This window comes from Flavobacterium psychrolimnae (assembly GCF_003312425.1).
GTDB classification, from domain to species: Bacteria; Bacteroidota; Bacteroidia; order Flavobacteriales; family Flavobacteriaceae; genus Flavobacterium; species Flavobacterium psychrolimnae.
Window position 1 is genome coordinate 126,113 of sequence record NZ_QNUX01000003.1, and the last position, 11,620, is coordinate 137,732.

At 33.8% G+C, this 11,620-nt stretch carries 15 protein-coding genes; 9 read left to right on the plus strand and 6 right to left on the minus strand.

Going from position 1 to position 11,620, the window contains the following annotated elements; translation table 11 throughout:
• The first annotated feature begins 139 nt into the window (after positions 1–139).
• From rplM to DR980_RS04440, 6 genes are all read left to right on the plus strand, one after another.
• Complete coding sequence (rplM, locus tag DR980_RS04415) at positions 140–595, plus strand: 50S ribosomal protein L13 (RefSeq protein WP_073204674.1); 456 nt, start codon at positions 140–142, stop codon at positions 593–595.
• On the plus strand, positions 595–981 hold the full coding sequence (gene rpsI / locus DR980_RS04420; RefSeq protein ID WP_113634047.1) for a 30S ribosomal protein S9: 387 nt from the start codon (positions 595–597) through the stop codon (positions 979–981). Before rplM ends, rpsI begins: the two co-directional genes overlap by 1 nt.
• A gap of 219 nt (positions 982–1,200) precedes the next feature.
• The gene (rpsB, locus tag DR980_RS04425; protein WP_113634048.1) at positions 1,201–2,001 is read left to right on the plus strand and encodes a 30S ribosomal protein S2; all 801 of its coding nucleotides are present in this window, start codon (positions 1,201–1,203) and stop codon (positions 1,999–2,001) included.
• Between the two features lie 109 nt (positions 2,002–2,110).
• Positions 2,111–3,073, plus strand: coding sequence for a translation elongation factor Ts (gene tsf / locus DR980_RS04430; protein ID WP_113634049.1), 963 nt, complete (start codon positions 2,111–2,113; stop codon positions 3,071–3,073).
• A gap of 135 nt (positions 3,074–3,208) precedes the next feature.
• The gene (locus tag DR980_RS04435) at positions 3,209–3,862 is read left to right on the plus strand and encodes a queuosine precursor transporter (protein ID WP_113634050.1); all 654 of its coding nucleotides are present in this window, start codon (positions 3,209–3,211) and stop codon (positions 3,860–3,862) included.
• A gap of 3 nt (positions 3,863–3,865) precedes the next feature.
• Positions 3,866–4,426, plus strand: a complete 561-nt coding sequence (locus DR980_RS04440) for a DNA-3-methyladenine glycosylase I (protein ID WP_113634051.1) — start codon at positions 3,866–3,868, stop codon at positions 4,424–4,426.
• Between the two features lie 40 nt (positions 4,427–4,466).
• On the opposite strand, the gene aat is transcribed toward DR980_RS04440, so the two are convergent.
• The 3 genes from aat to DR980_RS04455 form a co-directional block, all read right to left on the minus strand.
• The gene (aat, locus tag DR980_RS04445; RefSeq protein ID WP_113634052.1) at positions 4,467–5,105 is read right to left on the minus strand and encodes a leucyl/phenylalanyl-tRNA--protein transferase; all 639 of its coding nucleotides are present in this window, start codon (positions 5,103–5,105) and stop codon (positions 4,467–4,469) included.
• A gap of 99 nt (positions 5,106–5,204) precedes the next feature.
• The gene (locus DR980_RS04450; protein WP_113634053.1) at positions 5,205–5,585 is read right to left on the minus strand and encodes a DUF3127 domain-containing protein; all 381 of its coding nucleotides are present in this window, start codon (positions 5,583–5,585) and stop codon (positions 5,205–5,207) included.
• 24 nt (positions 5,586–5,609) lie between these two features.
• The gene (locus tag DR980_RS04455) at positions 5,610–6,491 is read right to left on the minus strand and encodes a flavin reductase family protein (RefSeq protein WP_113634054.1); all 882 of its coding nucleotides are present in this window, start codon (positions 6,489–6,491) and stop codon (positions 5,610–5,612) included.
• Positions 6,492–6,763: 272 nt separating this feature from the next.
• Here DR980_RS04455 and DR980_RS04460 point away from each other — a divergent pair, with 272 nt between their 5' ends.
• Together DR980_RS04460 and DR980_RS04465 are read left to right on the plus strand one after the other, a co-directional pair.
• Positions 6,764–7,597 carry a CPBP family intramembrane glutamic endopeptidase gene (locus tag DR980_RS04460; protein WP_146779214.1) on the plus strand — a complete coding sequence of 278 codons (834 nt, stop codon included), beginning with the start codon at positions 6,764–6,766 and terminating at the stop codon, positions 7,595–7,597.
• A 106-nt stretch (positions 7,598–7,703) separates the two neighbouring features.
• Positions 7,704–8,858, plus strand: coding sequence for a sensor histidine kinase (locus DR980_RS04465; protein WP_113634056.1), 1,155 nt, complete (start codon positions 7,704–7,706; stop codon positions 8,856–8,858).
• On the opposite strand, the gene DR980_RS04470 is transcribed toward DR980_RS04465, so the two are convergent.
• The 3 genes from DR980_RS04470 to greA form a co-directional block, all read right to left on the minus strand.
• On the minus strand, positions 8,855–10,021 hold the full coding sequence (locus DR980_RS04470; RefSeq protein ID WP_167400537.1) for a transglutaminase domain-containing protein: 1,167 nt from the start codon (positions 10,019–10,021) through the stop codon (positions 8,855–8,857). The genes DR980_RS04465 and DR980_RS04470 overlap by 4 nt on opposite strands.
• Positions 10,022–10,120: 99 nt before the next feature.
• Positions 10,121–10,510 carry an HIT family protein gene (locus DR980_RS04475; protein WP_113634058.1) on the minus strand — a complete coding sequence of 130 codons (390 nt, stop codon included), beginning with the start codon at positions 10,508–10,510 and terminating at the stop codon, positions 10,121–10,123.
• A 34-nt stretch (positions 10,511–10,544) separates the two neighbouring features.
• Positions 10,545–11,021: a transcription elongation factor GreA gene (gene greA / locus DR980_RS04480; protein WP_113634059.1), complete on the minus strand. Its 477-nt coding sequence runs from the start codon at positions 11,019–11,021 to the stop codon at positions 10,545–10,547.
• 161 nt (positions 11,022–11,182) lie between these two features.
• On the opposite strand from greA, the gene DR980_RS04485 reads away from it, so the two are divergent.
• Complete coding sequence (locus DR980_RS04485; RefSeq protein WP_113634060.1) at positions 11,183–11,605, plus strand: Rieske (2Fe-2S) protein; 423 nt, start codon at positions 11,183–11,185, stop codon at positions 11,603–11,605.
• The last annotated feature ends 15 nt before the right edge of the window (positions 11,606–11,620 follow it).

Genomic DNA, 11,620 nt, shown 5'->3' on the forward strand with positions numbered 1-11,620 from the left:
ATATAATTTTAAATATACATTTGATTATCAGAGCAAAAACGAGAAAAAAATATTCATTTAAGGTATTTGTATTTAAAATAATTAATTGTACTTTTGCAACCCCTTTATTGGGGATGGAATGTTTAATTAAAAATATATTATGGACGCATTAAGCTACAAGACACAATCAGCAAGCAAAGCCACAGTTACAAAAGAGTGGATTGTTGTAGATGCTGATGGTCACAACTTAGGTCGTCTTGCTTCAAAAGTCGCTATGATTTTGAGAGGTAAGTACAAGCCAAGTTACACACCACACGTGGACTGCGGTGATAACGTAATCGTTATCAACTCAGAAAAGATCAACCTTACAGGTAACAAAATGGACGAAAAGACTTATATTCGTCACACAGGTTATCCAGGTGGTCAAAGAACTTTAACTGCTAAAGTATTGCAAGCAAAAAACCCTGCATTATTAGTAGAGAAAGCTATTAAAGGAATGTTACCTAAAAATAAATTAGGTGCTGAACTTTTTAGAAATTTAAATGTTGTTGTAGGATCAGAGCACAAACAAGGAGCTCAAAAACCTAAAACAGTTAACCTTAACGATCTTAAGTAATGGGAGTAATTCACAAAATTGGTAGAAGAAAAACGGCTGTTGCACGTGTTTATGTTTCGGAAGGAACAGGAGTAATCGTTGTGAACAAAAAACCATTCGAAACTTATTTCCCAACTGCAACTTTACAGTACAAAGTATTACAACCGATGTCTATGACAGAAAATGTAAGCAACTTTGACGTAAAAGTGAATGTTTACGGAGGTGGTTCAACTGGTCAAGCAGAAGCTGTAAGAATGGCATTAGCACGCGTTATGTGTGAAGTAAATGCTGAAAACAGAGGAATATTGAAACCACAAGGTTTATTAACAAGAGATCCAAGAATGGTTGAACGTAAGAAATTCGGTCAGAAGAAAGCTCGTAAGAGATTCCAATTCTCTAAACGTTAATATTCAATCTGGATTTAATTCAGATTCTCACGTTCATGGACTGGTTTTATTATCAGCTTAAACGAAAAAGATGCTGAAATAAATTCAGCATAAAAATTTAAAAAAAACAGTTGTTGTTGCTCTCCTACCGAGGTAGGAAATAGTTTAGCATCTAAATGTATAAAGCCGAGAAATCGCCATTTATCCATTGCTAATCAACAGAACGTAAACTAGAACAAAATGGCAAACAAAGTAGAAGTAAAAGACTTACTAGAAGCAGGTGTTCATTTCGGACACATGACTAGAAAATGGGATCCAAACATGGCTCCTTACATTTATATGGAGCGTAATGGTATTCACATTATCAATCTATATAAAACTGCAGCAAAAATTGAAGAAGCAAATGACGCTTTGAAAAAAATCGCTGCATCAGGTAGAAAAATATTATTCGTTGCTACCAAAAAACAAGCAAAAGATATCGTTGCTGAAAAAGCAAAAGCTGCAAACATGCCTTACATCACTGAAAGATGGCCTGGTGGAATGCTAACTAACTTTGTAACTATCCGTAAAGCTGTTAAAAAAATGGCTACTATTGATAAAATGAAGAAAGATGGTACTTTCATGACTCTTTCTAAAAAAGAGCGTTTACAAGTTGATCGTCTTCGTGCTAAATTAGAGAAAAACTTAGGTTCAATTGCTGACATGTCAAGACTACCAGCTGCATTGTTCGTAGTTGATATCAAAGCGGAACATATCGCAATAAAAGAAGCACAAAAATTAAACATTCCAGTTTTCGCTATGGTGGATACTAATTCTGACCCAAGAGAGGTTGAATTCGTAATCCCATCTAACGATGATGCTTCTAAATCAATTGATAAAATTTTAACTTTAGTTACTGCTGCAATTGTTGAAGGACTTTCTGATAGAGGTTCTGACAAAGAAGGTGAAGCTACTGCTGAAGTTGTTGCTGCTCCTGCTGCTGAAGCTGTAGAAGCTACACCTGCTGTAGAAACTGCTGCGCCAACTGCAACTGAAGAATAAATAAAATAAATTTAAAGATTGAAGGGTTTAAAGATTAAAATTATTGATTGCAGAATTAATAATAAGATCCTTAAATTTTTCAATCTTTTAATCTTTAAATAAAAAAATTATGGCAACAATTACTGCTGCAGACGTAAATAAATTAAGACAAACTACAGGTGCCGGAATGATGGACTGTAAAAAGGCTTTAGTTGAAGCTGATGGAGATTTTGACAAAGCTATTCAAAACCTTAGAGAAAAAGGACAAAAAGTAGCTGCTAACCGTTCTGACCGTGAATCTTCTGAAGGAGCTGCTGTATCTTTTATTAATGCAGACAAAACTAAAGGAGCTATCATCACTTTAAACTGTGAGACAGATTTCGTAGGTAAAAACGAATCTTTCGTAACTTTAGCTAAAGAGTTAGTTGAAAAAGCGATTAACTTCTCTTCTAAAGAAGAATTTTTAGCTTCAGATTTCAACGGAATGACTGTTGCTGAAAAATTGATCGAGCAAACTGGTGTTATCGGTGAAAAAATCGAAATCGGTGGTTTTGAAATTTTAGAAGGTGCTTTCGTTGGATCTTATGTTCACGTTAACAAAATTGCTGCTTTAACTGCAATATCTGCACCAATTGCTAATGGTGACGTTATAACTAAAGATATCTCTATGCAAGTGGCTTCTATGGGAGCTGATACATTATCTTACAAAGATTTTGACCCATCTTTCGTTGATTCTGAACTTGCTGCTCGTATTGCTATCATCGAAAAAGAAAATGAAGAAGCAAAACGTTTAGGAAAAACATTGAAAAATGTTCCTAAATACATTTCTTTCTCTCAATTAACTGAAGAAGTTTTAAAACAAGCTGAAGAGGATGCTAAAGCTGAATTAAAAGCTGAAGGTAAACCAGAGCAAATTTGGGATAAAATTATCCCTGGAAAAGTTCAACGTTTCATCTCTGACAATACTACTTTAGATCAAGAGAAAGCCTTGTTAGATCAAAACTTCATCAAAGATGATAGTAAAAAAGTAGGTGATTATGTTAAAGGTTTCAACGTTGAGATTACAGGTTTCAAAAGAGTTACTTTAGGATAATTTATTGCGAGGAACGAAATCACATTAGTAAATTTCACAACCCGAATTTATATAAAATCCCATCTTATTTGAAAAAATGAGATGGGATTTTTCTTTTAAAAATAAAACCCTAAATTTGAATACTAATTATTTTTTATGTTTAAAACCAAAAAAGAACTTGTCTTTGTAATTCTAGCCGGAATATTCATTACCAATGCTGTTACCGCAGAACTAATCGGTGGAAAATTGATACAAATAGGTCCCTTTGTAATGAGCATCGGTATTTTGCCTTGGCCTATTGTTTTCCTGACAACTGATTTAATCAATGAATATTTTGGAGAAAAAGGAGTGAAAAAACTTTCCCTAATCACAGCCGGTTTAATCGCCTATTCCTTCCTTATTTTACTTTTTGCGATCAACATTCCCGCCGCAAAAGGAATCAGTCCGGTCAACGATGAGCAGTTTTTTGCCGTTTTTGGACAAAGCATGTGGATCATAGTAGGAAGTATCATTGCGTTCTTGGTTTCTCAATTGATAGATGTAACGGTTTTTTGGTTTTTTAAAAACCGTACAGGAAACAACAAAATTTGGCTCAGAGCTACGGGATCAACAATTATTTCGCAATTGTTTGATTCTTTTATTGTCCTTGGAATTGCTTTTTGGTTACCCGGTAAAATTAACTTTGATACTTTTATCACATCTGCATTGACAGGTTATACTTTTAAACTCGGAATTGCCATTCTCTTGACTCCATTAATTTATTTGGGTCATCATATTATCAAGAATTATTTAGCCTCTGAAAAAGAATAAAACATGGAAGAAAAAATAAGATGTAAATGGTGCGTTGGAAATGATATTTACGAAAAATACCATGATGAAGAATGGGGAGTTCCTGTTTATGAGGACCAAAAATTATTTGAATTCTTAATCTTAGAAACTTTCCAAGCAGGATTAAGTTGGATTACAATCCTTAAAAAGAGAGAAAACTTCAAAGTAGCTTTTGATGATTTTGACTATAAAAAAGTGGCCCTTTATACCGAAGATAAAATTCAGGAATTACTTCAAGACGCTGGAATAATCCGCAATCAATTAAAGGTTCGCGCAGCCGTTTCTAATGCCGTTGCCTTTATGAAAATACAAGAAGAATTTGGAAGTTTTTCAAAATATATTTGGAAATTTACAAATGGTAAACCCATTCAAAACAACCGACAATCCTTAAACGAAGTTCCTGCAACTACTCCACTTTCTGATGAGATAAGTAAAGATTTAAAAAAACGCGGATTCAAATTTGTGGGTTCCACCGTGATTTATGCACACATGCAAGCCACCGGAATGGTTGATGATCACGTAGCCAATTGTTGGAAGAAAAATTAATTTCCACTAAGATAGAATTGTAAAATTCGGAATCTGAAGATTATTTACTTTTCAGAATTTTCATAAAATCAGCTCTTTCTATTTCACGACAACCCAAAGTTTCAAGATGGGGATTATAAACTTGGCAATCCAGCAGTTTGTAATTTTCTACTTTTAATTGATGAACCAAAGCTATAAAAGCCACTTTGGAAGCGTTCGAAACTTTAGAAAACATACTTTCACCACAAAAGACATGACCTAAATCAATTCCATATAAACCACCAACCAAAACCTCATCTTGCCAAACCTCAACTGATTTAGCGATTCCTAATTCGTGCATTTTACAATAGGCTTCAATCATGTCATTCGTAATCCAAGTTCCATTTTGACCGTCACGTTCTATGTTTTGACAATTAGAAATTACGTCTCTAAAATTCTGATTGAAAGTAACCTTGAAACTATTCCGATTCAGAATGTTGCGCATGCTTTTGGAAATTATCAATTCATCCAGAAACAAAACCATTCTTGGGTTTGGTGACCACCACATAATAGGTTCGCCATCTTCAAACCATGGAAAGATGCCGCTTTTATAAGCAAGCTGCAATCGTTCCGGAGATAAATCACCGCAAATGGCTAAAATTCCATCGTGATTGGCTTGGTCAACAGGAGGAAAAAATAAAGCTGTAGATAAATAATACATTTTTCAATTTCAAAATAAACGGCAATTTCAAAAAAAGAAAAAGTCAGAAATTCAAGCAAAACTCAAACTTCTGACTTCTAATTTTTAACTATTTATGTCTTAGAATGGCAAATCATCTGCTTCTTCTTCGTTTAAGTTTGTTGCTGGTGCAAAAGCTTCAGCAGCAGGCATAGGTGGCATTTGCGCGGCAGAAGGAGCTTCGCCTTGCAACTTTCCAATTCTCCATCCTTGAATAGTATTGAAATAAACTGTTTCCCCTTGAGGATTTGTCCATTCTCTACCTCTAAGATTAATATCAATTTTTACTGGCTCACCTACTTGAAAACTGTTCAATAAGTCACATTTATCTTGAACAAACTGAACTAGAATATGTTGTGGATACTGCTCATCAGTTGTAACAACTACATCTCTTTTTTTGAAACCTCCAGATCCAACTTCTTTAGTTTGATCAATCATTTTAATTTTTCCTGTAACTTCCATCTTCTCTGTTTTAATTGTTTTGTTCTATCTTTTTTTCTCTGCCAAAAGTACTTTCCATGCGGAAGAAACGTCATTGGCATTCAAATATTTTTTGGCTTCAAGATGCACTTTATCAGCATCATCGGAACTTAAAACTCCTTTTACCGCAAAATTTTGCTGTACAAATATACTAACTTCTTCTGTTGTAGGCAAGGCTTCTACATTCCCTAACATTCCTAAATCATTTCCATCAAAAACCGAACTTTCTTTTATAAAATTCGGAATCGCATCCACTCCAATCCCTAAGGTAGATAACGGTTTTGGCACTTCAAAAAGCCCTTGGTTTGACCTCGAATACCAATTGCCGCCTAATCTGGAAACTAAGTCAATTTTATATTGGTCAATTGCTCCATTTTCGTCTAAAACAGATTCGTCAATATGTATTCGCAAAACTTCGCAAAGCACTAAATTTCCAGCTCCTCCTTCTGTTCCCAATGGAATAATCTGAGTCACTTTGCATTCAAACTGTACAGGCGATTCTTTTACTCGAAACGGTTTTACAACTTCTGAAGCAATTGCAGTCAAGCCTGATTTTAAAAACTCATCCACTCCATCAGCATACTCCGTACTGGCCAGAGAAATCTGTTGTACCATATCATAATTTACGACATTGATTACCACTTCCCTAGTAGCTTCAGCATTGATTAATGTGTGTTTTATCGAATTGTCACGAACGCGTCTCGCCGGAGAAAATATCAAAATGGGAGGATTTGCACTGAACACATTAAAGAAACTAAAAGGTGATACATTAGGATTCCCTTCCGCATCCATGGTACTGGCAAAAGCAATGGGTCTTGGCCCAACGGAACTTTGCAAATACCCTTGTAATTTCGCCGTTTCAATACTTTTAGGATCAATCGTAATCATATTTTTTAATTTTTGCTGAAGATACAAAAGTAGACAAATGAATTAAGTTTAAGAAGTAAGACAAAAGATTTAGAATAAAATTAGAATGCGATTTCTTTGAGAGAAAATTCTTTGGTAAAAACTAAAATAGTAAAGCATTTATTTATTTATATTTATGCACACTAATTTAATGGGCATCGTTTCGAAATTTTATTTGAGATTTTGGAACGGAGTTTTCTATAAGGAATAAATAATTGTTAGGTACAGAACATAAAAAAATAAAACAACAAAAAATGGCAGAAATAAGTAATGAAGAAAGTTATCCCAATATTCGAGAAAGTTGGAGAGTGGTAGGAACAATAATATTATTTTCAATATTATTCATCCCTATAAAAATGATATTTGAAACAACTTTAGGAAAAGAACTCACCTCCTTAATTTATTATGTTCTGACAATGGGGATTACATTTCTTATCATTCATCGTAAAAGGATAAATAGACAAGAGACAAGTAATTATGATTTTGGAATTGGTTCGATAAAGATTGTTTTACTGCTTTGCTTTGCGACAGCTGCAATTCTAATAGGAATAAAATTTCCTATTATTAGCCAAATCCCAATACCAGACTTTATACAAAAGATATTTCTCGACGATGGAAGTAGCACGGGTGTGTATTCATTTATTACCATAGTTATTGCTGCTCCTATTCTTGAAGAATTGATATTTAGAGGAATTATTCTAAATGGACTTTTAAAAAGCTACTCTCCACTAAAGTCAATAATTATTTCAAGTTTGCTTTTTGGTCTAGTTCATTTGAATCCTTGGCAGTTTATAGGGGCTTCTATTGGTGGAATTTTATCAGGTTGGGTTTATTTTAAAACAAAAAAAATAACTCTGCCCATTATAATACACATGACTAATAATTCCCTAGCCTTTATTGGCCAATATTTTAGTTCAAGAAATGTGAATTTAACTAAATCAATAAGCAGCGAGTACTCATTGACTGAATTATATGGAGGAACGACAAACCTAATTGTAATATTAACTATAGCAATAACTATAGCACTAAGTTCTATTTATTTACTTGACAAAGAATTTCGGAAAAAGAAAAAAAATAGCTACGCATAACACTAGAATAAAATAAAGCGATCATTTCTTTGATTAAAAATTCTTTGTTTAAAACTAAAATACAACAGGATTTATTTCGTTATATTTATCATTCAAATTTTTATTTATGCAGTTTTCTGAAAGAAGAAATACAACCCGTTGGATCATAATTTTCGCCTCTTTTTTAATAATTTCACTGATTCTTTGGAACACCTACACTTTTTTTCAAATCTTCAAAAATGAAGAACGATTAAAAATGAATCTTTGGGCGCAAGCTCAAAAAACACTGATTAACGCCGGTGAAAACACCGATGTTGAACTTCCCCTGCAAATTTTCAGTGATAATACTTCGATTCCTATTATACTTACAGAGAATGACAGCATCATAAACACCGTGAACATTGATGAAGTTATCGTGAAAAACAATAAAAAGGCAGTCGCTTTTTTGCATGATTTAAAAAGCGAAAATGAGCCCATTGTTATTGAATATGTCCCAGGAAAATTTCAGAAACTTTATTATGGAAACTCCGCTTTACTGAATAAATTAAAATATTATCCAGTTGCTTTAGTGCTGATTATTGTGCTTTTTGGCGGATTAGTGTACAATTTTTACCGAAGTACCAAAATGGCAACGCAAAACAAACTTTGGGCCGGAATGGCTAAGGAAACTGCACACCAAATAGGAACACCGCTTTCTTCATTGATTGGCTGGGTTGAACTATTGAAATCTGAAAATGTGGATAAAAGCACGACTCTCGAAATTGAAAAAGACATTGAGCGATTGCAAACCATTACCGATCGTTTCTCGAAAATAGGATCGGAACCCAAATTAGAAAACAAAGATATTGTCTCAGAAACGCTTCAGTCTTACGACTATTTGCAATCCCGATTTTCCAAACAAATTGAGTTTTCGTTCAAAGCTCCAAAATCGCCAATTATGGTTTCTCTGAATCCTGCTTTACACAGTTGGACTATTGAAAATCTCGTCAAAAATGCAATCGATGCGATGAAAGGCAAAGGAAAATTAGCACTGGAAATTGAGCAAGAAGGAGATTATGTAAAAATAAACGTTTCAGATACCGGCGGTGGAATTCAGAAAAATCAATTCAAAAGTATTTTTGAACCTGGTTTTACCACCAAAAAACGAGGTTGGGGATTAGGACTTTCGTTGACTAAAAGAATCGTTGAAGAATACCACAAAGGAACCATCAAAGTCTTACATTCTGAAATTGGAAAAGGAACGACGATGCAAGTGAGTTTAAAAAAAAACAATTTAGTTTAACGAACTCTAAACTGTGACACTTTATAAAACATCGTTTTTCTGACTATTTTTGAATTACTCAAATAATTATCTACAAATCTCGCATGTTCTTCGGCTTGCGCCAAAGCTTTACTTATTGATTTTTTTATCGAAGCTACATTAGCAGCATTTTCATTCCCAACAGAACCAACTTTGTAAATTGCATCTTGACACTTAGCCAGTTTTGCTCTTGGCGCATCAATCATATCACTGATTTCAATATCTGGCAAGGCAGGTTTAAAAGTATTATTCCGATAATGAATAAAATCATTCAACAATACAACCGCCTCATTCATTTCATTCACAATCTCATTCAATTTTTCAATATTTGAATTGTATTGCAAATACGCTAATTGCTTTTTCTTGCCTTCGTAACGCTCCAAAATCATGGCGTTCTTTATTCCATTTTTTTCTATACGTTCTGCAGCTGCGGCTAATTTTTCCGCCTCGGACAAACTATTATGTTTTGCAATTTCTTTCTCAAAATCAAAGTATTTCTTGGTTTTATTGATTTGGGTTTTACCTTCATAAAACTCATTATTGGTAATAGGATAATTAGAAAATTGCCATAAATAATCAAATGGAATGTGCGAAGCAATTATTGTAGAAGGATCTGTCTTAAAATAATAACTGTTTAACTTTTTAGAAAACCTCCCATTTTTTACATATCCAGAACCCCAAGTTGGATCAAATACATACCACTTCCTATCAACTTTTGCAGCGACCCAAGCGTGAGCCAAGTTACTTACTTTTCCGTTTTGCTTGGTATATCCTTCAATGATGTAGGATTGAATTCCAACTTTTTGGGAGAGATCATTAAAAACGGAAGCATAATGAATACAGACGCCTTTTTTAGTCTTCAACGTCTTTACAATTTTCTGCTGAACTGTTTCATTAAAATTTACGGCATTCATTCCGGGAATATCGTAAGTGATATTTGATGCCGTCCAATAAAAAACTGCCCTGATTTTATCTGTTTCTGTTTTGAAATTAGCGTTGATGTAGTTTGCAATTGCTTGTGTAGAAGTTGTTGCATTTTCAGGAATTGCGGCCATTTTAGCATCAGCCACAGCATATCCGGTATTTGCTTGTCCAAAACTAAGCATGGAGAAAAAGAAAAAAAACAAAAAAGAAATGTTTTTCATAATATATAATATAGGCTTCATAAAGTAGAAAAGGGAACAGCTTTACAGCTATTCCCTTTTAAACGAAAACCATACCAAATTATTTTATTTTAAAAAATACTATAAATTGGTTTTTATGCTTGCCGCCAAAGCTTCAAATTCGTCTTTGGACAATGTTACTTTATTTTGAAAACGCATTTCATCCATTTCATTCAACGGAATCAAATGAACGTGCGCATGAGGAACTTCAAGTCCTACAACTGCCATCCCAATACGTTTGCACGGAACTGTTTTCTCTAAAGCCACCGCAATTTTTTTAGAGAACTGCATTAACCCCAGATACAAATCATCTTCCATCTCAAAAATCTTATTGATTTCTTGTTTTGGAATACAAAGTGTGTGTCCTTTTGCATTTGGATTTACATCCAAAAAAGCCAAGAAGTTTTCATCTTCAGCGATTTTGTAGCACGGAATTTCTCCGTTTATGATTTTGGTAAAAATACTTGACATCTTGAATCGATTAATAGTTTAAACCTTTAACTAATTAGTCTCGTGAAATTTCCAAAATTTCGAATTTCAAAACACCATTCGGAACAGTGATTTCAGCAAATTCACCCACTGATTTTCCTAGTAAACCTTTTCCAATTGGTGAAGTCACAGAGATTTTTCCGGTTTTTAAATCGGCTTCACTTTCCGCAACTAACGTATAAGTCATCTCCATACCATTGGTTTGGTTCTTGATTTTTACATTTGATAAAACTAATACTTTAGAAAGATCTAAATGAGATTCATCAATTAATCTAGCATTCGAATGTACTTCTTCGAGCTTAGCAATACGCATTTCAAGCATTCCTTGCGCTTCCTTAGCCGCATCATATTCGGCATTCTCTGAAAGATCGCCTTTATCTCTTGCTTCAGCAATATCCGCAGATGCTTTAGGGCGCATTACGCTCTTTAAATAATCCAATTCTTCTCTTAATTTTTTTAACCCTTCTGCTGTGTAATACGATACTGTACTCATAAATTCCTCATTTATATAAATAGAAAAAATCCCATCAGGACGGGATTTCTTTCCACAAAGATACTATTATTTTTTTTCGTCTATAAATATATGTTAATCATATATAATTCAAAGTTAAATAAATTAAATTTGTTTCGCTAATACTTTGACACTATTTTAAAATGAAAAAATACGCACTTCTTTTTCTTATTATTCCTTTCTTTTTATCGTGTAGTGATTCTGGTTTAAACAACTCTAATCCATTTATTCCAAATTATACTTTCTCAGTAGATGTCAATATGAATTTACCTGCATATTCTAATCTAAAATTCGTTAGTAATGCAGTTTATATTTCTGGAATAGGAGCAAAGGGGATTTATGTGTTTTGTACGGCACCGGATAACTATAATGCTTTTGATGCAGCCTGTCCTAACCAAGCTTTGAACTCTTGTTCTAATATGACTCTAAAAGGAATCAATATAGTTTGCGCTTGTGACAGTAAAGAATACAGTTTGTTTACTGGTCAAGCCCAAGGCGGTGCGCAATATCCTTTGAAACAATACCGAGTTCAAGTTAATGGAAATGTGCTTCGGGTTTATAATTAAATCAAAAAATCCTGA